The 22,731-nt window shown below is 59.1% G+C and carries 17 protein-coding genes; 10 read left to right on the top strand and 7 right to left on the bottom strand.

All coding sequences use genetic code 11. The annotated features are described in order from the left end of the window. Positions 1-908: 908 nt before the first annotated feature. The gene (locus B0G81_RS25815; protein WP_134138930.1) at positions 909-1,151 is read left to right on the top strand and encodes a SymE family type I addiction module toxin; all 243 of its coding nucleotides are present in this window, start codon (positions 909-911) and stop codon (positions 1,149-1,151) included. 181 nt (positions 1,152-1,332) lie between these two features. Here B0G81_RS25815 and B0G81_RS25810 read toward each other — a convergent pair whose 3' ends face one another. From B0G81_RS25810 to dnaA, 5 genes are all read right to left on the bottom strand, one after another. Continuing rightward, the gene (locus tag B0G81_RS25810; protein WP_243856586.1) at positions 1,333-3,621 is read right to left on the bottom strand and encodes a DUF2357 domain-containing protein; all 2,289 of its coding nucleotides are present in this window, start codon (positions 3,619-3,621) and stop codon (positions 1,333-1,335) included. A gap of 3 nt (positions 3,622-3,624) precedes the next feature. After that, positions 3,625-6,303, bottom strand: coding sequence for a DUF3578 domain-containing protein (locus B0G81_RS25805; protein ID WP_243856585.1), 2,679 nt, complete (start codon positions 6,301-6,303; stop codon positions 3,625-3,627). Between the two features lie 360 nt (positions 6,304-6,663). After that, positions 6,664-9,135 carry a DNA topoisomerase (ATP-hydrolyzing) subunit B gene (gene gyrB / locus B0G81_RS25800; RefSeq protein ID WP_134138926.1) on the bottom strand — a complete coding sequence of 824 codons (2,472 nt, stop codon included), beginning with the start codon at positions 9,133-9,135 and terminating at the stop codon, positions 6,664-6,666. A gap of 114 nt (positions 9,136-9,249) precedes the next feature. Further along, positions 9,250-10,353, bottom strand: coding sequence for a DNA polymerase III subunit beta (dnaN, locus tag B0G81_RS25795; RefSeq protein WP_007180118.1), 1,104 nt, complete (start codon positions 10,351-10,353; stop codon positions 9,250-9,252). A gap of 220 nt (positions 10,354-10,573) precedes the next feature. Beyond that, positions 10,574-12,214, bottom strand: a complete 1,641-nt coding sequence (gene dnaA / locus B0G81_RS25790) for a chromosomal replication initiator protein DnaA (RefSeq protein WP_243856584.1) — start codon at positions 12,212-12,214, stop codon at positions 10,574-10,576. 392 nt (positions 12,215-12,606) lie between these two features. Between dnaA and rpmH the strand changes: the two genes are divergently transcribed. The 4 genes from rpmH to yidC all read left to right on the top strand — a co-directional run bounded on the left by rpmH (position 12,607) and on the right by yidC (position 15,276). Further along, positions 12,607-12,741 carry a 50S ribosomal protein L34 gene (gene rpmH, locus B0G81_RS25785; RefSeq protein WP_004198824.1) on the top strand — a complete coding sequence of 45 codons (135 nt, stop codon included), beginning with the start codon at positions 12,607-12,609 and terminating at the stop codon, positions 12,739-12,741. Positions 12,742-12,764: 23 nt separating this feature from the next. Then, positions 12,765-13,250: a ribonuclease P protein component gene (locus B0G81_RS25780; RefSeq protein ID WP_134138922.1), complete on the top strand. Its 486-nt coding sequence runs from the start codon at positions 12,765-12,767 to the stop codon at positions 13,248-13,250. Positions 13,251-13,356: 106 nt separating this feature from the next. Next, entirely contained in the window at positions 13,357-13,587 is a 231-nt protein-coding gene (gene yidD / locus B0G81_RS25775; RefSeq protein ID WP_007180115.1) for a membrane protein insertion efficiency factor YidD, read from the top strand. Between the two features lie 30 nt (positions 13,588-13,617). Then, the gene (gene yidC / locus B0G81_RS25770; protein WP_134138920.1) at positions 13,618-15,276 is read left to right on the top strand and encodes a membrane protein insertase YidC; all 1,659 of its coding nucleotides are present in this window, start codon (positions 13,618-13,620) and stop codon (positions 15,274-15,276) included. A gap of 136 nt (positions 15,277-15,412) precedes the next feature. Here the strand turns inward: yidC and B0G81_RS25765 are convergent, their stop codons facing one another. Continuing rightward, positions 15,413-15,826, bottom strand: a complete 414-nt coding sequence (locus tag B0G81_RS25765; RefSeq protein WP_116118620.1) for an XRE family transcriptional regulator — start codon at positions 15,824-15,826, stop codon at positions 15,413-15,415. Positions 15,827-16,195: 369 nt separating this feature from the next. Between B0G81_RS25765 and mnmE the strand changes: the two genes are divergently transcribed. From mnmE to B0G81_RS43800, 3 genes are all read left to right on the top strand, one after another. Continuing rightward, complete coding sequence (mnmE, locus tag B0G81_RS25760) at positions 16,196-17,590, top strand: tRNA uridine-5-carboxymethylaminomethyl(34) synthesis GTPase MnmE (RefSeq protein WP_106284936.1); 1,395 nt, start codon at positions 16,196-16,198, stop codon at positions 17,588-17,590. Positions 17,591-17,766: 176 nt separating this feature from the next. Beyond that, positions 17,767-18,981: an integrase arm-type DNA-binding domain-containing protein gene (locus B0G81_RS25755; protein WP_134138918.1), complete on the top strand. Its 1,215-nt coding sequence runs from the start codon at positions 17,767-17,769 to the stop codon at positions 18,979-18,981. Between the two features lie 234 nt (positions 18,982-19,215). After that, complete coding sequence (locus tag B0G81_RS43800; RefSeq protein ID WP_012434883.1) at positions 19,216-19,377, top strand: hypothetical protein; 162 nt, start codon at positions 19,216-19,218, stop codon at positions 19,375-19,377. Between the two features lie 88 nt (positions 19,378-19,465). Here B0G81_RS43800 and B0G81_RS25750 read toward each other — a convergent pair whose 3' ends face one another. After that, positions 19,466-19,792 (bottom strand): ecotin precursor, encoded by a 327-nt coding sequence (locus B0G81_RS25750; protein ID WP_134138916.1) that lies wholly within the window; start codon positions 19,790-19,792, stop codon positions 19,466-19,468. Positions 19,793-20,080: 288 nt separating this feature from the next. Here B0G81_RS25750 and dinD point away from each other — a divergent pair, with 288 nt between their 5' ends. Both dinD and B0G81_RS25740 read left to right on the top strand, forming a co-directional pair. Next, positions 20,081-20,896 (top strand): DNA damage-inducible protein D, encoded by an 816-nt coding sequence (dinD, locus tag B0G81_RS25745; protein ID WP_121306934.1) that lies wholly within the window; start codon positions 20,081-20,083, stop codon positions 20,894-20,896. A gap of 258 nt (positions 20,897-21,154) precedes the next feature. Then, positions 21,155-22,720: a methyl-accepting chemotaxis protein gene (locus B0G81_RS25740; protein WP_279590539.1), complete on the top strand. Its 1,566-nt coding sequence runs from the start codon at positions 21,155-21,157 to the stop codon at positions 22,718-22,720. Positions 22,721-22,731: the final 11 nt, after the last annotated feature.

Here is a 22,731-nt window from a genome sequence, read left to right as displayed (position 1 = left end):
TGAGCAAGTGCGGTTTTGTTGGGCTCGTGGGTCTCTTTTTTAGCGGGTTTGTTTTAGGTCTAGGTTTGGGTTTGCGCTATTTCTTGGTCGGTCTTAATTTCCGATTCACGTGGAAATTTTTTCCGGTTAATCTGTTTGCCTTGGAACGCCGGGAATATGCAATTAATGGCGACGGCGGGTAGATTGGGCTTGTGAGCTTAGCCAATAACGCGGCTTCGGATTAGCCGTGTATTCAATGGGCTTAGCGGCCCACATGCGTCGGGCAGCGGGCCGCACGGGTTTGACAGAAGCTCATCTCGCGAGAGTCCGCCGTTGAAGCCATTGATTATGTGATGCATGCCCATACCGACTCTTCTAGTTTGCTTTGATTTTCACGCGCCCCCGCGTAACCGCGCGATTTTACAAAACATTCACGCGATTTAGCAAATCGATTTATTGGAGAATGTTAAATTCTTCTTATATTCGCACTCTAATATGCATTGGGCATTGTTGGTGGGTTCTATTCAGGCGTATGCGGCTGCTCTGAACGGGAACGAGAGACGATGCGGGACTTCCGTCGGGCTTCAAAATACCCGATCTCACGCGACGCATGCCAGAGCCGCTCCATCTCAAATTTAGCGGCAGTGTGTGTGGCCAATTTTGTTACTCGCCGAGCGTTCGACTCTGTTGCACAACCCCTGACAATGCGGGAAAATACATCGGATGCCTAACGACATAGCCGAAAATCACGACACGTCGTGCTTATAAGGCATCACTGAATGATTGGCTCTTTGACGTATGAAAGAGGAAGCGAAAGCGCCGAGCCAAGCACAAGGGAGAACGAGGAAGGAGATAAAGCGCGGGACGCATGGGCTGCCACCCAAACGACCCGCTGACCACAAACACCCCTACGCGAATAGGAGTTGATCATGGCTGACGCCAATCATAAAGCAGTTGCGCCTGTTACCCAACGTATCTTGACCATTTCATCACAAAGGCGCCCGAGGCCGATGAAAACTTACGCGCCGGCTCATATCGAATTCTTTCCAGACTTGCCGCCGGCGCCTTGGATTCGGCTTTCGGGGAGGTGGTTGGAAGCGGCAGGGTTTGAGATTAGCGGGAGGATTCGGGTAGAGGTGGAGAAAGGCAGGCTGACTATTACACCCGCGTGAGATAAGAAAACTTGAGCTTCGAATGAGCTCACAGCGTGATCGCGATTTCTAGGTCTGAATTTTCGTAGTCGCTCGCCACTAATTGACGGCTCTCACCGCGCGCTGAGCTCTCGTGCAACTTACAGCTACGCAGGACCATTTTCCCGATGGCGGCAAAATGGTCCTTATCATCCTGAACACACTACTCGGTGGCGCGAGTGAGCGAGCGAACCTTGCTCCATATGGCGCAAGCTGGTTCGCCATAGACCAGCCCTAGCCCCCGGACATACTCGTCAATCGAGGAAGACGAGAGGCCAACGATCCACTGTGCTTGCTGCAGCCATTGTAACTGCACGCACCAGTAATCCCCATTCGGATTCGGATAGCCCATTGCAACCATGCTGGTTGTTGAAACCCTCTCCGCATCAGAAACAATACGAGCAAGCTCGATCTCGTCCGTCGATGGACAGTAGAGGAGCAACAGTTGGCTCTGCAGAAGTGCCGCACCGGCATGAACACCGCCGAGTCTTCCCTCGGCTCTCACGTTATATGCCTTACGTGCCCTAATCCAATTCCAGTGCTCACGGCTCTTCACGAATCCCAAGAGCACACTTGTATCTGGCAGCGGTGGTGCGAGCACGCGAGTTAGCCGGTCTTGCTTTTGCTGACCATAAGCATCTTCCAGCCAGTGTCGGCCGCGCTCATGCATAGTCAGGCGGGTTGCGACGTGATCCAGCACTTCGCTGATGAATTGCCTTAGCGTCGGCGCACCGCACGTGTTCCCAGTGTCGGTTGGCCGCAACACGAAGGCCCCTAACCCGGGTAAAAGTTCGTGGTATTCCGGATACCGGAGACCAACCTCTTCGGCGTCACCACCGGGATAGAGCACGTAAGCGCCCGCCGTCCGACGGATCGCATCACGGTAGGCATGCATCTTGAGCAAGTCTGCCCGCAAGGCGCCGCCACGCTCCAAACCTGCGGCCGCCTGCGAGGTCCCTGCTCCCTCTTCGTCGTCATCCAAACCGAAAACTTCTTTGACGAATTCGACTCGATACTTGGCATCAAAATGAACAGCGATTGGTTCGAAGGTTGCTGGCTCTCCCTCGCCTGGACTGATCAGCAATGAGTAGTCCGGACGCATTGGCTTGGTCCATGAGGAATTATTCGCCGTGCCGCGCCGATACGTTCGATTAAAGCAGAGCTCTACCTTCATGCGCCGATCAAAGCGTTCTACGACGCCGGATAGAACGGTCTCCAGTCCGGTACGGATGCCGACTGTAAGACCGCTAGACCGGGACTGCACCAGCGGACTCATATCAAACGTTTGTCCAACCAGCGAGGCCACCAACTGCGATAGCTGAATGAATGCCCAATACTCATAGAGCGTTGCAACATCACGCTGCCCCGCTCCATAGTCGTCAGGTGACGACTGCCAGGAGAGACGGGCCGCAAACTCAGTCTCCACATAGGCTCTGAAAATATCTCGATAGCCTTCGCGTTTTTGAAGGACTTGGTCGTCGGCAGGAAATCGTGAGAGTCGGCCAACTTCTGCAAACAGTTCCTGATGAAGTAACTCTTCCAACTGCGACGTTATCGCTGCAATTTCTCTGCGCCCGCGTGTCGTGGCGGGCGTGGCCTGCGCCTCAGCAAGTCCTTGATCAATATCCCCTAGCATCTGGCGCCAATGCTCTAAGGCAAACTTAACGAAGCGGTTGGGCGCAGTATCGCGAGTTGCCTCGGTCCGCGTACGTGCTAGGTGAGACGGGACGGATGCAATCGACCCGCCCGGCCAAGCCGATCGTGGTCCGCTCCTCGCAAACTGTCGGAGTACGTGCGAGTCCGCTCGCACCCCCGCGCCCGGTCGCACTATTTCGTTCGAGCTTTCCCACGCGGTGTGTGGGCGGCGGATGATTTCGCGAAGCGCGCCTTGGAACCTTTCGCTTTCAAACAGAGCACGCAGGAAGGTGAAGCGCTGATAGAGCGTAACTGCATCGCGTGTGTCGTCGAGGTCAAAGCGCGCTTCGCTAACCGCGAACCGCTCCATCACTAACTCCGTCATCTGTTGCGCGATGTCGCGCAGCATCCAACGGTATTCGGATGGGTACGAGAGCTTGCGGGATCGAACCTCAAGCTCCAACTCACCAAGGGTACGGGTGCCAGCGCGTAAGACGACGCGTACGGTGCCGGTTGCCAATCCAGGGCGTAGACGACCGGTCTTTCCCTCAAAGGTATCTGCTTGAAAGATCTCTTCTGGATCGGCAATCAGACTGTCAACGTTTTGTTGAATATCTTCCCAGGTATATCGATACTCCATGCCCTCCAACAGCTCGACACTGCTCGATAAGTCAATCGATACCGCTGTACTATCGGGAGACCAAAGGGTCGCGCCGGAAGACGCACCCTTCCGCGGTAACACCGCGATGCGCAGCCGTGCGACGACCTTCCCAGCCGGGCCGTGAAGAGGAACGGAAGCTTCTGGAACGGCACGCACGAATTATTCCGTAAAGCTGGCGAACTGATTGGCACGCAAGCTTCGAAGCATTCGAATCGCCTTGGTATAGGCAACAGGGAGAGCCGCACCCAGCTCCGGCGCCTCCTCCACCATTGCCGTTGGCAGCAAGTCGTCGCTCGCGACTGCGTTAGGTAGGTCTCGGGAGAACTGCGCAAGCGCAAGCAGAGGCAACTCCAAACGTCGGCGGGAACCATGCAATCTCGGCAATATCTTCTGCATGACAATTCGGTCCATGATAGCTCCAACCCTTCCAATTCCCGCCTCTTCCGAGAGCGAAGCAAATCGCATTGCCTCATAAAACAATCGGTGCCCAAACTCGAGGTTGTATCGGCTCAGCAGTTCATGCAGTTGTCGCAGACGGACGGAGAGTTCGCCGGCCGCCGCGTTTGGATGTTCTCGATGCCAGCCATCGTCTCTAGCGATGCTCAGGAGCCCTCGCACCAGTTCCTGATCTCCAGGTTCGCACGGCCGAGGCTTAGCGACTTCGATCAACAGATCGCTCGAATGCACGCGAAACTCGAAAGTGTTAGCACGATCAAGTACTTTCGGCGAAAACATATATGTCGTCTCGTCAACGTTGACCGTACCAATAATCCATAGGTTTCTCGGGAAGGGGACTCTGGGCTCCGCGCCAACACGCAGTCGCCAACAGCCATCTGCGCCCTTATGCAGGTTCGGGATGCATGGTTGACCGGACTCCATGCCCGACAGTACGTCCGCGAAATAGCGCTCAACGTGCGCCAAGTTCATTTCGTCGAGCAGCAGCAAATAGGGATGCTGTGGATCAGCAACGGCCTTCAAGATAAATTCCAGCGGAGCAGGAACCGCCCAAGCAGGTCGCCCGTCAAGCTCCCGCTTGAGTGCATCTTCGTAGCCGAACAGTACCTCTGCGCCTGTCCAGTCCGGACGCACCGCCGCGACGTGTAGCCGATCCTTGCCCAGCCATTCGCCGAAACGTATAGCAATTTGTGTTTTACCAGAGCCGGACAAACCCGTAAGGATGACTAGCGGCTTAGCAACCAGACTGGCGACGAAGGCTGAAACAAGTTCATCATGCTGAACTCCGAATTGCACGCCACTGGCGCGCAGAGCAGTGCCGAACGACTCGACCGCTTCGTGAAGATCGGCTCGGACGGGTAGAGGCGTGTGGGCGTGTTGCAGCTCATCCGTTTCCAGTTGTGGATTCTCATCATCGGCGCTGAGCGCTCGATTGTAGATGTCGATAGCATCGTCCAAATCTTGTTGCAGCTCCGCCATGGGGAGAGGCTGCGTGACGTCGTAGGCGGCCCGGACGAAGGATGATCCATAACGTTCCGGCGTGCGCCCAAATCTCCCCTTGAACCAGTCTCTTACGGTCTCTACTCCACCAAGCTCGCCCCAAGTCAGATGTGGTGTCTCCTCGTCGCTTACCCCATAACACAGTACGAGTTGCTGCTGCTCTCTGAAGAACAAGAGCGAGGGATAGATGCCGTCGGTGACTGACTGTTCTCCCCCGAGAAAGGCAATCCACGGAGTTCGGGCAATGCCGCCTTTGCCAAAGCTTAATCGAACCCTGAGGCCGCGATACTCCTTGAGGTAGCCTTGGGTTTGAAGCTCCGTTCCACTGTTGGCTTGCTTCAGGAAGCGGTCTAGCAGTTCGGGAATACCGCCGACGGGGTCATCTTTCGCACCGACCTCAAAACCCAAACGTCGCAATAGACGAAAAGCCGAGGACGCTTCGCCTCCGGAAAATGTGGCGCGATCCAGTGGCTCACCCGTGGCGTATTTGACTGCCAGCGACACAACTAACTTGGGCGGATAGCGCTTGCCTTCGAAGAAGAGATCGTAGCCAGTAGACTCTGCATCCTCCGGCACGCCTTCTTGATCGATTTCACCCAATGCTTGCAGGATGTGCTCATCCGTTACGCCCTCCGTTGCAGCGGCGAACGTTTCACTACGCCATTCACCTTTTAACGGAGGTACGTAGTAATCCAATTGCGTGGTCCCGCGCTCCACTTCGAGGCGTTTTCGGATGGCATGCAGTTCTCGATCGAGTTGGACCGCATCCATTCGATTGACTTCGCGCCGCTCGCGCTTCGAGTAGTGTCGAACGATGGTCTTGCGGTCATTTTTCCCGAAGATGCGCTCGAAGTCGTCTGGAAATAGTAGGAAGAGGAGCATATGACGAAACTGCCTCGCTTCCCAATCCTGAATCTGGCGCAGCCATTCATCGAACTTCCAGCCGTCTTCCATTAACGCAACTTGATCATCTGCGCTTAGCGCACGAAAGCGGCGGAGAAAGTTGATCAGGAAAACGAGTTCTCGCCACTGATTCTGATTAAAGCCCGGGCCTGCACTACCGATGCCAGCGAGCACGTCATCATCCAGCCAGCGCGAATCGGTGGGTGATGGTTCACTCGACCAGTCCCAGATCGCTTCGATAGTCTTGCGCTTGTGTGCTGCGGTCAGGCTGCTCGGGCAAAGGTACAGCAGCCACATCATCTCCGCGACCAGTTGCTTAGCGGGGCCGTCAACGGGGGAGAGTTGCTGTTTCAACTTTTCCAGGTATTTACCGTCGCCAAGGTCCGGCCTTCTTACGAAGTACTCATCGAGCAACTCGAGCGCCGATGACGTCCAAAGCTGCTTACTCGTGAGGACGGAACCGCCGCCCAGCAGTGCCACGTCACGCCAATGCGCGGCCGCCTCTAGGATCGATTTCGAGTCATCGTCCCCGCAGTATCTGCTCATCTCATGTTCTCAGATTATTAGACTCGCCGACGCAGCGGGCGGCCGTTGCCAGAGTCGCAACGGCAAGCGGGAGAATACTTTAAATATGATATCGGCGGAATGAAACTCGATGACTGCTTTAGTGCGTGATCGCCGGTGCGGACGAAAATGGATCGGTGAAAAATCTTCAACAGAGGCGTCTATGAGATACCGCGGGACGCGGACAGTCCGAACTATAAAAAAGACCCGTAAGGTTCTCAACTTACGGGCCCTATATTCTTACGTCATGCGTTTTATCTCAGCAGCGTTCGGTCATTACACATCAATATTCCCCGCCCGCAACGCATTCGACTCAATGAACGCCCTACGCGGCTCCACATCATCCCCCATGAGCGTAGTAAAGATCCCATCAGCCGCAATAGCATCCTCAATCTGCACCCGAAGAAGACGACGCACAGTCGGATCCATCGTAGTCTCCCAAAGCTGCCCAGGATTCATCTCACCGAGACCCTTATAGCGCTGCTTCGAGATGTTACGTTCAGCATCAGCCAGCAACCACTTCATAGCCGACTTAAAGTCAGTAACAGCCATACTCCGCTCGCCACGTTTAATGACAGCTCCAGTACCAATCAACCCCTTAAACGTATTAGCGGTATTGATCAGCTGTTGATAGTCAGCGGTGAGTTGAAAATCCTGATCCAACACAGAAATCTTCTGATTCCCGTGATGCGTCCGCGCAACCCGCAGCGAGCGCAGCTCCCTCACCGGGTCATACATCGTCGTAACCTTAACTTCCGGCTTCAACGGATCATCGCGCAACTTCGCTTCAAGAGCCTTAGCCGACGCATCAGCCGCTTCCTCGCTGGACAGATCGATCGCAATCCCATCCATCACAGCCTCAAGCGCCCCAGCGTCATACAACCGGCTCAACCGGTTAACAACACCCTGCGCAAGCAAATAAGCCCGAGCCAACTCCCCCAACGCATCGCCAGTAATCGGCGTAGCCCCTTCAGAAGCCAACAACTCCGACCCCTGCAGCGCCAGCTTCAGAATGTGAGCATTAACCTCGGCCTCATCCTTCAAATACCGCTCATCCTTACCCGCCTTGATCTTGAACAGCGGCGGTTGCGCGATATAGATGTACCCACGCTCGATCATCTCCGGCATCTGCCGATAGAAGAACGTCAATAACAGCGTCCGAATATGCGCACCGTCAACGTCAGCATCGGTCATGATGATGATGCGGTGATAACGCAGCTTATCGAGGTTGTAGTCTTCCTTACCAATCCCGCAACCGAGAGCAGTAATCAAAGTAACAATCTGCTCCGAAGAAAGCAGCTTGTCATACCTTGCCTTCTCCACATTCAGCACCTTGCCGCGCAGCGGCAAAATCGCCTGAAACTTCCGATCCCGACCCTGCTTCGCCGACCCGCCTGCCGAGTCTCCCTCGACGATATAAATCTCGGACTTCGCCGGATCCTTCTCCTGGCAATCCGCCAGCTTCCCAGGCAGACCCACGCCGTCAAGCACACCCTTGCGACGCGTCATTTCCCGCGCCTTCCGAGCCGCATCCCGCGCGCGCGCGGCATCGACAATCTTGCTGCAAATAATCTTCGCGTCATTCGGCGTCTCGAGCAGAAACTCTTCGAGCGCCTTCGCGACCACATCTTCCACCGGCGCGCGTACTTCCGACGACACCAGCTTGTCCTTCGTCTGCGCGCTGAACTTCGGCTCCGGCACCTTCACCGACAACACGCACGACAACCCTTCACGCATATCGTCGCCGGAAGTCTCAACCTTCGCCTTCTTCGCGACCTCATGATCGTTGATGTACTTGTTCAACACGCGCGTCATCGCCGCGCGCAAACCGGTCAAGTGCGTCCCACCATCACGCTGCGGAATGTTGTTCGTGAAGCACAGCACGTTCTCGTTGTAGCTGTCGTTCCACTGCATCGCCACTTCCACGCCCACGCCGTCTTTCTCGCCGCTGATGTGGAAAATGTTCGGGTGCAGCACGGACTTGTTCTTGTTGATGTACTCGACAAAGCCCTTCACGCCGCCCACGAACGCAAAATCTTCTTCCTTGCCGGTGCGCTGGTCGGTCAGCTTGATTCGCACGCCGTTATTCAGGAACGACAGTTCGCGAATCCGCTTGGCCAGAATGTCGTAGTGATATTCGATGTTGCCGAAAATCGTCTCGTCAGCGAGGAAGTGCACTTCGGTGCCGCGGTTCTCGGTCTCGCCGGTGACCTGAATCGGCGAAACGGCCACGCCGTCGATCTCTTCGATAATGCGGTTCTGCGGCACACCACGGTGGAATTCCATGAAGTGCTTCTTGCCGTCGCGGCGAATGGTCAAACGCAGCCACGCGGACAATGCGTTCACGCACGACACGCCCACGCCGTGCAGGCCGCCGGACACCTTATAGCTGTTCTGGTCGAACTTGCCGCCGGCGTGCAACTCGGTCATCACGATTTCAGCGGCGCTGCGCTTCGGATCGTGCTTGTCGTCCATCTTCAGACCGGTCGGCACGCCGCGGCCGTTGTCGGTGATGGAAATGGAGTTGTCCGCGTGAATGATCACCTGGATGTCGTTGCAATGCCCCGCCAACGCTTCGTCGATGGAGTTGTCCAGCACTTCGAATACGAGGTGATGCAGACCGGTCCCGTCCGATGTATCCCCGATGTACATCCCGGGCCGCTTGCGCACCGCCTCCAGACCTTCGAGGATCTGAATCGAGGATGCGCCGTAGCTGTTGTCGGGTTGCGAATTGTTCGTTTCAGTCATGGATTTTTTCCGGTTCTGCGTTGCTGCAAGGTTGCTGCTCGGGACTTTTCAAATCACCATAAAAACGCCAAAGGGGCACTGCGCCCCTTGGTGTGTTCTTTGGTGTTGGACGCGTTAGATGCGCATCGGCATGACGACGTATTTGAATTCGTCGTTCTCGGGAATCGTGATCAACGCGCTGGAGCTGGCGTCGCCCAGGCTCACTTGCAACGTGTCGACCTTCAGGTTCGCGAGCACGTCGAGCAGATACGTGACGTTGAACCCGATATCGACGCTGTCGCCGTCGTATGCGATTTCCAGTTCTTCCTGCGCCTCTTCCTGATCGGCGTTGGTCGACATGATCTTCAACTGGCCCGGCTCGATGATGCAGCGCACGCCCTTGAATTTGTCCGAGGTCAGAATCGCGGCGCGTTGCAGCGAGCGCTGCAGTTCTTCACGGCCAATCACGAACTGATTCTTGTGCGACTTCGGAATCACGCGCTGGAAGTCGGGGAATTTGCCTTCCACCAGCTTCGACACCAGTTCGACCTGGCCGAACGTGAACTTGACCTGCGTCTGCGCGATGTCGATCTTCAGCGTGTCGTCGATGTCTTCCAGCAAACGCTGGAGTTCCAGAATCGTCTTGCGCGGAATGATCACTTCCTGACGCTGAAACGAGCCTTCGATCTTCATGGACGAGAACGCCAGACGGTGGCCGTCCGTTGCGACCGCCATCAGCTGGTCGCCATCTACCACCAGCAGCATGCCGTTCAGGTAGTAGCGGATGTCCTGCTGGGCCATCGAAAAATGGACCATGCCGAGCAACTGGCGGAACGTCTTTTGGGGAACCACGAGGTTCGCGCCGTAGTCTTTAGCTTGCGCGACCGTCGGGAATTCGTCCGCGGCGAGCGTTTGCAGCGCAAAGCGGCTCTTGCCGGATTGCACGGTCAAACGCTTGTCGTTCAGCGTGAGCGTGACCTGCCCGTCGGGCATGGCGCGCAGAATGTCGAGGAGCTTTCTCGCTGCCACCGTGGTCGCCACCGAATCGCCGCCCACGCCGAAATCGGCACGCGTGGTGATCTGCAACTCGAGGTCGGTCGACAGGAACGACACGTCAGGGCCGTTCTTGGTAATCAGCAAATTGGCGAGGATCGGCAACGTATGGCGGCGTTCGACGATGCCGCTCACAGTTTGCAGCGGCCTGAGGAGGTTATCGCGTTCGGTCTTGACCAGTTGCATAGAGTTCCTTCGTTGATATAACGGCCTGCGCGCCTTGCCAGGTAAGCTTTTCCGCGCGCAGCCACGACTCCCCGCCGGCGCCACGCAGCGCCTGTCACGGCGTGAAAGCCGCCCGCGGCCGCCGGGCGGTTAAACCTGTATTGTGCCTGAAAACGGAACCGCCTCACTAAAATGGGGGCGAGTTTGGAAATAAACAGGTCGTTTTTTCCAGACAGACCGCTCAGCCCTTCAGCGTCTGCTCCAGCACGTGCAGTTCGTGGTTCAGTTGCGCGTCCTTGCTGCGCTCATCGGCAATTTTGCGCACCGCGTGCAGCACCGTGGTGTGGTCGCGTCCGCCGAACAGCTCGCCGATTTCCGGCAAGCTCTTCTGGGTCAGCTCTTTCGCCAGATACATGGCGATCTGCCGCGGCCGCGCGATGTTCGCGGGACGCTTCTTCGAATACATGTCCGCGACCTTGATGCTGTAGAAGTCAGCCGTGGTCTTCTGGATGTTTTCCACCGAAATCTGCCGGTTCTGCACCGTCAGCAGGTCTTTCAGCGCTTCTTTCGTCACTTCGATCGTGATTTCGCGGCCGTGGAACTTCGAATACGCGAGGATCTTGCGCAGCGCGCCTTCGAGTTCACGCACGTTCGAGCGCAAGTGTTTCGCGACGAAGAACGCGACGTCTTCATTCAGGCTCACGAACTCGGATTGCGCCTTGCGCATCAGAATCGCGACGCGCATTTCCAGCTCGGGCGGCTCGATCGCCACGGTCAGGCCGGAGTCGAAGCGCGAGATCAGCCGGTCGTCGATACCCGAAATTTCCTTAGGATACGTGTCGCTGGTGATGATCACCTGCGCCTTGTTCGCGACCAGCGCCTCGAACGCGTAGAAGAATTCCTCTTGTGTACGCGACTTGCCTGAAAAGAACTGAATATCGTCGATCAGCAACAGGTCGAGCGAGTGGTAGTAGCGCTTGAAATCGTCGAACGCCTTGCGCTGGTACGCCTTCACCACGTCGGACACATACTGTTCCGCGTGGATGTAGCGGATCCGCGCGCCCGCTTTGTCCATCAAAAGCTGGTTGCCGATCGCGTGGATCAGGTGAGTCTTGCCGAGGCCGACGCCGCCATACAGAAACAGCGGGTTGTACGAGATGCCGGGATTGTCCGCGACCTGAATCGCCGCGGCGCGGGCCAGCTGGTTGGCCTTACCGGTCACGAAGTTGTCGAAGGTCAGAACCGGGTTCAGCTTGGAGCGCTCGTACATCGAGTCGTTTTCGCCGCTGTTGCCGCTCGAACTCGCGCTTTGGCCCGGACGCCACGTACGACGGGCGGCCGCGGCTTCGTTCGCATCGAGGCTCGGCAGGTCGAGGTCGGCGGAATCTTCAGCGGCCGCGGCGCGCGCGTTCGCGTTGTGTTCAGCTGCGGCGCGGGCATTCGCGTTGAGGTTGGCCATGGCGTTGTTCGCGCCATTCATACCGGCGGCGCGTGCGGCCTGCGCCGCTTGCACGGCGCCGACGGCTGCGTCCACCGCAGCGCCATTGCCGGCGCTGCCGCCCATCGAGCTAGGCGCGGAGGCCGGACGCGCAGAAGCCGGCGCCGGCGCGGCTGCCGCAGGGGCGCGCATGCCGGCTTTCGGGTCGAGCACGAATTGGACGTCGACAGGAGCGTGCCAGAAATCGCGCGCCATATCCGCGATGCGGCCGGAGAACTGGCTCTTGACCCAGTCGAGCTTGAAACGGTTCGGCGCAGCGATGCTAAGCGTGTTCGCAGCGGCGTCGAAGGCGACCGGGGCCAACGGTTTGATCCACGTCACGTACTGCTGGGGCGTGAGCTCACGCTCCAGCAAGGCGGAACAGTGTAGCCAGAAATCGTTCATCGAGTTGCTGTCGTTATGGTGTGCACGGCGGTTGCCGCTGCCCCTGTCGCGCGCACGCAACAAGGCCCTGAGCAGCGAGACTAACCAGGCGCAATGGCTCCAGGCGCTTGTGCCACAAGGGTTTGCGGGACGAGCGAGCCGGAGCGGCGTGCAGGATTTTTGGGAAGTAAGGCGAGATTCTAACGCCAAAACGGACCCGCAAGGGAGTTATCCACAGGGACGGATCACAAGGCTGGCTCCTCATGGGGCCGGGCCGAACCAGGCTAAACTATTGACGGTCAACGAAAAACCGGTTTAAATAGCGGGTTCCGCGAAAACCAATTCAGTGAACCACCGGCCATTGCGCTTTCAGCGATGATCGCGCGGTTATTTTTCGATCAAGTGAGAGCAACATGAAACGTACTTACCAACCTTCCGTTACCCGTCGCAAGCGCACCCACGGCTTCCGCGTTCGCATGAAGACCGCAGGTGGCCGCAAGGTCATCAACGCACGTCGCGCGAAGGGCCGCAAGCGCCTCGCCATCTAAGGCAGGCGTTGCACGCGACGCTTATGCCGGGTAGTGAAGCCCGCGGTAAGACGGGAACGGCTGAAGCGCAGCAACTGGGCTCGGTTCCGTTGCGAGCGCAAGCCGCCTTCCCCAAAGCCGCAAGGCTGCTGAAAACGGATGAATTTTCATCCGTTTTTCGTTTGCGCCCGTGGCGCCGCACCGCGCACTTCGTAGTGTACGGCCGGCCCACCGGCAACGAAGCTCGCCTGGGCCTCGTGATCGGCAAGAAGTATGCGCCGCGCGCGGCCACGCGTAATCTGGTACGTCGAATCGCGCGTGAAGCCTTCCGGCTGCGTCGCGCGGAATTCGGCGGTTGGGATGTGCTGCTGCGTTTGCACACGCGCTTCGACAAGAAGGCTTTGCCGAGCGCCTCGTCGCCGCCGTTGAGGGCGCTGTGCCGCAGTGAAATCGAGGCGTTGCTCGACAAGGCAGCGCGCGAAGTGACCCGTCGCGAGGCGCCGCCCGCGGAAGCGCCCAAGACGGAATGACGCTCAAGTGACCGCCCGCTTTGCAGTTCAGGCCGCTCCGGCAGCCATGCTGCGCGGGCGTCGCCCGGTACTCCACGTTGCGCGGCGCCGTCCGGCCGCACCAGCCATGCAAACGGTACTCATCGCTTTACTGCGTTTCTACAAGGTTGCCGTGAGCCCAATGCTCGGCAACCGGTGCCGTTTTTACCCTTCCTGCTCTGATTACGCGCGCGAAGCAATCCAGTATCATGGCGCCGCGCGCGGGACTTATCTCGCCGCCAGGCGTATTTGCCGCTGCCACCCGTTTTCCGCGGGCGGCATCGATCTCGTCCCGCCTCCCACTTCTGAAAAGCGCTGACGCGCCGTTCCATCGACACTGAGACAACGCATGGATATCAAACGCACCGTCCTATGGGTCATCTTTTTCATGTCAGCGGTCATGCTGTTCGACAACTGGCAACGCGACCACGGACGCCCGTCGATGTTCTTCCCGAGCGCCACGCCGACCAAGACCGTCGGTAGCGCCGCCCCGGGAACCACGACGCCGGGAACCCAGCCCGCCGATCTGCCGGCCACGAACGCAGCCGCACCGGGCAACGCGCCGGCGGCCACGCAATCGCAACTGATCAAGTTCAACACCGACGTCTATAGCGGCGAAATCGACACTCGCGGCGGCACGCTGTCGAAGCTGTCGCTCGTCAAGCAAGGCGACGGCAAGCAGCCCGATCTCGTCATCACGCTGTTCGACCGCACCGCGAACCATACGTATCTGGCGCGCACGGGCCTGCTTGGCGGCGATTTCCCGAATCACAACGACATCTACACGCCGCTGCCGAACCAGCAACACGATCTGACGGGCAACGAAAAGTCGTTCCAGCTCAGCTTCGAGTCGCCGGTGAAGGGTGGCGTGAAGGTCATCAAGACCTACACGTTCACGCGTGGCAGCTATGTGATCGGCGTCGACACGAAGATTCAGAACGTCGGTACCACGCCGGTGAGCCCGTCGGTCTATATGGAACTGGTGCGTGACGATCAGCCGGTGGAAACGCCGCGCTTCTCGCACACGTTCATCGGACCGGCTGTCTACACCGACCAGCATCACTTCCAGAAGATGACGTTCGGCGACATCGACAAGAACAAGCACGATTACGCGACCTCGGCCGACAACGGCTGGATCGCGATGGTCCAGCATTACTTCGCGTCGGCCTGGATTCCGCAGCAGGGCGTGAAGCGCGACATCTACGTCGAGAAGATCGATCCGGCGCTGTATCGCGTTGGCGTGAAGGAACCGGTGGCGACGATTGCCCCGGGCCAAACGGTCGACGTCTCCGCGCGTCTGTTCGCCGGTCCGGAAGAAGAGCGCATGCTCGAAGGCATCGCGCCGGGTCTGGAACTGGTGAAGGACTACGGCTGGGTGACGATCATCGCGAAGCCGCTGTTCTGGCTGCTCGAAAAGATCCACAGCTATGTCGGCAACTGGGGCTGGTCGATCGTGCTGCTCACGCTGCTGATCAAGGCGGTGTTCTTCCCGCTGTCGGCTGCGAGCTACAAGTCGATGGCGCGCATGAAGGCGATCACGCCGCGTATGCAAGCGCTGCGCGAACGCTTCAAGGGCGATCCGCAGAAGATGAACTCGGCGCTGATGGAGTTGTACAAGACCGAGAAGGTCAATCCGTTCGGCGGCTGCCTGCCGGTCGTGATCCAGATTCCGGTGTTCATCTCGCTGTACTGGGTGCTGCTGTCGTCGGTGGAAATGCGCGGCGCGCCGTGGATTCTGTGGATTCACGACCTTTCGCAACAGGATCCGTTCTTCATCCTGCCGGTGCTGATGGCCGTCTCGATGTTCCTGCAGACCAAGCTGAACCCGACGCCGCCGGACCCGGTTCAAGCCAAGATGATGATGTTTATGCCGATCGCGTTTTCGGTCATGTTCTTCTTCTTCCCGGCCGGTCTGGTGCTGTACTACGTCGTGAACAACGTGCTGTCGATCGCCCAGCAGTACTACATCACGCGGATGATGGGGCAAACGAAGGCAAAAGCGGCTTGATGATGTTTTGCCGGAGGTGGGCGGAAGCGCTCGCCGTCGTCTAAAGCTCTGCTAGCAGCAATAAAAAAAAGCCGCCCGGTGCAAAACCGGGCGGCTTTTTTCATGCTCGCGGCAAACGCGTTACGCAATGCCGTGCTTATTCCTCGCCCGGCTCCGCGTCTTCGCCGTAAAAGCGAACGATCATCTCCTGAACCAGAAAGCGGTCTTTCGGTGTGAGCGACTCGATTTTGGAAGCGAGTTCGATCGTTTCCGGCGACGGCGGATATTTCTCGCCACGCGCCAGCGGCCTCGCATTCACGCCCGGCGACGGTCCGTAATGCAGCCAATGCTCTTTCACGTTCAGCCATTCGGCTAACGTACGCAACTTATCGGGCTTAGGAATCGTCGTACCAGATAACCACTTATGCGCGGTTTGCGGCGTGACCTCCCGCTCGCCTCGATAGCGAAGGTTGAATTGCTCGGCGAGCTTGGTCCCGCCGCGAATCTTCAGCGGCTCCAGCAGGTCCTTCAACCGTTTGGCGAAGGCGGCTTTTTCTTTATTGGTCGGCATGGGCCGGATTGTGCAATTCAACGTTCAAATAGTTGACAACCGGGCGAGTTTAGTTTTAGCGTATTTGAGATAGTTTTAGCTTGCGAGGCGCTTCGGGCAATGGGTCTGCCGAATTTGTAGAATTTTGGTGTTTTCCTTGTCTGGCACGCCTGTCTGTGACTTCGCCGTCCTACAACTTCTGATTTATTCTCAAGGAACGCAGTAGCAATCCTAGCTCGTTTGAGATAAATCCCAACCGTCGGAATAAGTCAGCTTCCGCCATCAACAAGAGCGCCGCGACACGGGCACCGAATGCTCGCGCGTTACAATGCCTCGCGCCGCGCTGACCGGCGGCGCCCTCCCCTCCTCTCTGCTTTTGCCACGCTTTTTATGCTCACCACCGACTCCGATCCGATCGTCGCCATTGCCACCGCGCCCGGCCGGGGAGGAATCGGGGTCGTGCGGATTTCGTTCGGCCGCGCGGGCGAGACGGCGGCCCAGCCGCTGATGCAGGCACTCACCGGCCAGACTTTGGCGCCGCGCCACGCCAGCTACGTGCCGTTCCTCGACGCGAGCGGCAATGCACTCGACCGCGGCATTGCGCTGTACTTTCCGGCGCCGCATTCCTACACCGGCGAGCACGTGCTCGAACTGCAAGGCCACGGCGGTCCGGTAGTGCTGCAACTCGTGCTGCAGCGTTGCATCGACGCCGGCCGCGCGTTCGGTCTGCGCCTCGCCGAACCCGGCGAATTCACGCGGCGCGCCTTCCTCAACGACAAGCTCGATCTGGCGCAGGCCGAAGCGGTCGCCGATCTGATCGAGGCCAGCACCGAAGCCGCCGCGCGCTCAGCGGGCCGCTCGCTCGACGGCGCGTTCTCGCGCGACATTCACGCGCTGGTCGAAGACGTGATCACGCTGCGCATGCTGGTCGAAGCGACGCTCGACTTCCCGGAAGAAGAGATCGACTTCCTCGAAGCCGCCGACGCCCGCGGCAAGCTCGCGCGCATACGCGAGCGTCTCGCGCACGTGCTGAGCGAAGCGCGGCAAGGCGCGTTGTTGCGCGAAGGGCTCTCGGTGGTGCTGGCCGGCCAGCCGAACGTTGGCAAATCATCGCTGCTGAATGCGCTGGCCGGCGCGGAGCTGGCGATCGTCACGCCGATCGCTGGCACGACGCGCGACAAGGTCGCGCAGACGATTCAGATCGAAGGCATCCCGCTGCACGTGATCGACACAGCCGGCCTGCGCGATACCGAGGACGAAGTCGAAAAAATCGGCATTGCACGCACATGGAGCGAAATCGAGCGCGCCGATGTGGTGCTGCATCTGCTCGATGCGCGCACCGGCATGACGGCTGAAGACGATGCGATTGCCGGGCGCTTTCCGGGCGGCGTGCCGGTGGTGCGCGTGCTCAACAAGACGGACCTGACCGGCCTCGCGCCAGCGGCACAGGCGCTCGACGCGGACCTCGAACTGAGCGAAGTGCGACTCTCCGCGAAACAGGGCGACGGCGTCGCGCTGCTGCGCGACGAACTGTTGCGGATCGCCGGCTGGCAGGCGGGAGCGGAAAGCGTGTACCTGGCGCGCGAGCGGCATCTGATTGCATTGCGCGCAGCCGAGGAGCATCTGGCTACTGCGGCCGCGCACGCCGATCAAAACTCGCAGGCGCTTGATTTGTTCGCCGAGGAACTACGGCTCGCGCAGGATCAGTTGAATTCGATCACTGGTGAGTTCAGTTCGGATGATCTGCTGGGAGTAATTTTTAGCAGGTTCTGTATTGGGAAGTGAGCGAGTGTCTGCAGCATGGGCTGGCCGGTCCCATTGCAAGGGCCTTTTTGGTCACCCTAAGCGCGGATTCACGAACGCCAAAGCCCCACTCCGTTGACCCAAAAATCGCCAAATCTTTGGTACACAGCAGCCAAAGGCTTTAAAATCGCCGATGTCCGAATACCCGCGATCCGAACATGCCCCGCCTAGCCGTCCCTCTCACCGAAGCCCAGATTCGCGCTCTCGAACCACGCGACACCCGCTATTGCGTCGCTGACGGCAACGGCCTCGTCATCGAAGTCATGACGACCGGCACCAAGATCTGGCGCTTCCGTTATTCGTTGAACGGCAAACGCCAACCGCTCGCCACCATCGGCGACTACCGGATGATCTCGCTGCGTGTCGCGCGCGCCAAGGCGCAGAAGTATGCGGAGATGGTCGCGCAAGGCATCTCGCCAGTCGCCACGGCGCGGCGCGACCGCGGCGCGGAAAGCAAAGCCGATGTCCTGCGCGAAGCCGCCGAGCTTTATCTCGCCACGGAAATGGCCGGCAAGTCCGAGGAATACCGCCGCACCACGCGGCGCGCGCTCGACAAGGACATCTTGCCCGCCATCGGCCACATGCGAATCAAAGCGGTGACCGCCGACGACATCGTCGCGATATGCGAGAGAATCAAGAATCGCGGTTCGCCGAAAATGGCGCTGCATACGCGCAACGTGGTGAAGCGTCTCTACGAATATCTGATCGCCCGGCAACTCGCGGCCAGCAATCCGGCCGAGGTCGTGCCGGCGCGTTCCATCGCCACTTTCGACAGCCGCACCCGCGTGCTCTCCGGCGACGAGATCGGCGCGATGTTTCGTTCGATCGACGCGTCGAGTATTCGCCGTCCTCTGAAGCTGGCGCTGCATCTGCTGGTGCTGACGATGGTGCGCAAGTCGGACCTGATCGAATCGACGTGGGCCGAATTCAATCTGGACAAGGCGATGTGGACGATACCCGCGGCACGCCTGAAAAAAGACCGCGATCAGCGCGTGCCGCTTTCGCAGCAGGCAGTCTCAATGCTGCGCGAACTCGACCACGCCAGGGCCAGCCGAAAGTTCGTATTCCCGAGCGTCAGGGGCGACGATCGGCCGATCGCCAAAAGTACGCTGAACCAGGCGGTCAAGGCGCTCGGCCTGGACGTGGAGCATTTCGTCCTGCATGACTTCCGGCGCACCGCAGCAGCGCATCTGCGCGAGATAACACAATCGTCAGACGCGCCCGACCAGAACTCATCGGCGACGCCCGAGCGTATCGAGCAAGGTGCGAGCGCGGGCAACGCCGCCGGGCAGCGATGGCTTATGCAGCAGTGGGCGGATTTTGTGGATGCACAGATCGAAGGCATGCATAGAGTTGCGATCAGTACGCCCTGAAGCTACCTCGTCGGGCGCCGCGCCTTCCAAACATGCAGTTTTATTGGTACACAAAGCACTTCGCATCCAACGCAACTTCCTGCTCGAAATAAAAAATTCTATTTTTTGCTAGGTTTCAAGGGTGAGGGCTGAGACGCCGCTGAGACGCCGGCCACAATCGCACCACGCGGACCTTTTCTCCCGCGTTTCATCGCCTAAACTGAAGGGTGGACGCAACCCGATACGGAGGCTCCCATGTCTGAATCGTTGATCGCCTATTTGCTGGGGCCTGCTGTCATGTTGCTGGTCGGCGTAGCTATCTGGGCCGCGTCCCACTATCACCAGAAGACAAAGCCACAGAGACTTGAGCGCTGGCTCGACACGCACTATGCGGAGTGGCTGCATCACAGGCACTGAGTCGCGCTTGAAATGGAAAGGCCGTCGCGTAACACGACGGCCTTTTTGTCTGTGGGCGCGTACGACCACGCGCGCGCTCTGCGATTGATTACCAACCCGGCTGGGGCTGCGGATATCCGTATTGAGCCGGCGGCGGTTGCGCACCGCACGCCACATAGGCCTGTTGGTATTGGTCATAGCAGTATCCCGGCGGCGCTTGCGCGTAGACCGGCGCGGGCTGATACGCCGGCTGCGCGTACACGGGCTGCTGGTAAGCCACCACCGGAGCCGGATTCAGTACGGAGGTCACCACCGCCCCGAGCACGGCCCCGCCGATCAGCGCGCCGACGACATCGCCGCCATTGCCATGCGCCGATGCTTGCCCGGCCACGCTCAGACTTCCCACCATCACCAACGCCACTGCGATCTTTTTCATGTTTGACTCCTCGCCGTTCAGGCATGGAACGGATTGTGGCGGGCGCGCGCAGAAATAGATGCTGCAAGTGGTAACGGGACATTACCCGTGTAACGCGGTACATCGGTGCACGGCGGCCCGCGTTGCCCTGCCGGCGTAGGAAAGCACTGCTTCAGCCGACGATAATCCTGACGCGTTGATCTCCGGTGTCTGATGGCCTAGTCGAAGCCCCGTTCATAAAATCGACGTGAGGTTGCCGGATGTCACGCATCGGCACGGCTGTCCACGTAACGAACCAAGGGAGCCACTATGACGAATCACACTTTCGACGGCATCAAGCAATTCAGCGAACACAATGTCGAGTTCTGGTCAGCGAGAGAGCTTCAGCCGCTTCTCGAATATGCAACGTGGGACAAGTTCAGGCGCGTCATCGAGAAAGCAAGCGAGGCGTGCAAGCGCTCGGGCCACAGCGTTTCCGACCATTTTTCCCAAGTGGGAAAAATGGTCGGCCTCGGCTCCGGCGCGCAACGCACGGTCGAAGACTTCCGCCTCTCGCGATATGCGTGCTATCTCGTCGTACAGAATGGCGATCCGTCGAAGCCCGTCATCGCAAACGGCCAAACATACTTTGCGATTCAGACCAGACGTCAGGAAATCGGTGACGGCAAGGCTTTTGCCAGTATGGTGGAGGATCAGCGTCGCCTGATGCTGCGCGGTGAACTCACTCTTCACAACAAGAAACTAAGCGCAACCGCCCGCAGTGCCGGCGTGCAAACCACGCTCGATTATGCAGTCTTCCAGGATCATGGCTATCGCGGCCTCTATGGTGGCTTGGGCGCAAAGGACATCCACGTGCGCAAGAGTTTGAAAAAGAGTCAGAAAATTCTCGACCATATGGGCAGCACCGAGCTAGCCGCCAATCTTTTCCGCGCGACGCAAACGGAGGAGAAATTGCGCCGCGACGGTGTGCAAGGCAAGCGGCAAGCCAATCAGACGCATTTTGAGGTGGGCGGCAAAGTCCGCGACACCATCCGTGAACTTGGTGGAACCATGCCAGAAGCGTTGCCGACACCGGAGACAAGCATCCGGCAGATCACGCGCGATACCAAGAAGTCCCAAAGCTGATTCAGCGTACGCAAATCCGTGCCCCCCGCGCGCCAGGGCGATACCCCGCTTCCCCATTCCACCGATCAATGTAAAATTCGCGGCACAACCTGTCGGATAGTTCTGACAACCCGCAAAGCTTTTCCAGCCCGTCGATAGCAGGTCGGACCACATCGACAGCACGGGTCGAGACAAAGCGAAAAAGTAAGGGGCGTGCGCGTGAAACAATGGACCATCCGGCAACGGATTCTGTGCAGCTTCGGGATCGTGCTGATCGTAATGCTGGCAATGGCAATCGTCACTTTCGAGCAGCTCGGCGGCATCGACCGCGACGCGAAGAGCCAGCAGGAAGATTCGATGCCCGGCCTCTACTACGCGACCGCGATGCGCGCGGCCTGGTTCGAGAACTACACCGTCACACAGCGCCTCATTTACGTGGACGCGGACCCCGAGTCCATCAAGCGCGACACCGATCGTTTGCAGGAGACCGAGCAAGCGCTGCAGAAGCTGTTCGGCGACTACGGCGCGACCATCTTCCGCGACACCGATCGTGAGTTCTTCAACGACTTCCGCCAGCAACACACGCAGTACCTGCCGATCCAGGCGGCGCTGCTGAATGCTCTGCCGAGCTCGAAAGAGAACGCCGTGCGTGTCTTCAACACGCAACTGACGCCGATCTGGGAAGCGGGCCGCCTCTCGGCGCGCAAACTGGTGGAAAACAACAAGGCCGACGCCGACAAAGCTGCGGAAAGCATCCGCAATTCGGTCGAGGCAACCCGCGTCGTGTTGCTCGTCATGCTGTTGCTCGCCGCGATCGCGGCCGTGCTGGCCGGATACTGGCTGCTGCGCGCGGTCACTACGCCAATGGCCAAAGTGCTCCGCGTCGTCGACGTGATGCGCACTGGCGACCTGACCCAGCGTCTGCAACTGAATCGCGCGGACGAAATCGGCGCGCTCGAGGCGGGCTTCAACCGCATGACCGACGAACTCACCGCGCTGGTCGGCCAGGCGCAGAAATCGGCGGTGCAGGTGACCACGTCTGTGACGGAAATCGCTGCGACCTCGCGCGAACAGCAAGCCACGGCGAACGAGACTGCGGCCACCACCACGGAGATAGGCGCCACGTCGCGTGAAATCTTCGCGACCTCGCGCGATCTGCTGCGCACCATGAACGAAGTGTCCGAAGTGGCCGGCCAGTCGGCGGCGCTCGCGGGCACCGGTCACGCCGGTCTCGCGCGCATGGAAGAAACCATGCGCCTCGTGATGGAAGCGGCCGGCTCGGTCAACGCGAAGCTCGCGATCCTCAACGAGAAGGCCAGCAACATCAATCAGGTCGTCGCCACCATCACCAAGGTTGCGGACCAGACTAACCTGCTCTCGCTGAACGCGGCAATCGAAGCGGAAAAAGCCGGCGAATACGGCCGCGGCTTCGCGGTCGTGGCAACCGAGATTCGCCGCCTCGCCGATCAGACCGCCGTGGCGACCTACGACATCGAACAGATGGTCAAGGAAATCCAGTCCGCGGTGGCAGCCGGCGTGATGGGCATGGACAAGTTCTCCGAAGAAGTGCGGCGCGGCATGCTCGACGTGCAGAACGTCGGCGGCCATCTCACGCAGATCATCCAGCAGGTGCAGCAACTCGCGCCGCGCTTCTCGATGGTCAACGAGGGCATGCAGACGCAGGCCACCGGCGCCGAGCAGATCACCCAGGCGCTGACGCAGCTCTCGGAGGCCGCGCAGCAGACGGCGGAGTCGCTGCGCCAGTCGACCCAGGCGATCGACGATCTGACGCACGTCGCCAACAGTCTGCGCACCGGCGTGTCGCGCTTCAAGGTGACGGCCTGACGCGCCACGCC

It is taken from the genome of Paraburkholderia sp. BL6665CI2N2 (assembly GCF_004366535.1).
In the GTDB taxonomy this organism is placed as follows: domain Bacteria; phylum Pseudomonadota; class Gammaproteobacteria; order Burkholderiales; family Burkholderiaceae; genus Paraburkholderia.
The sequence above is the reverse complement of the archived record's forward strand: the minus strand, read 5'-3'. Positions and strand labels throughout refer to the sequence as shown.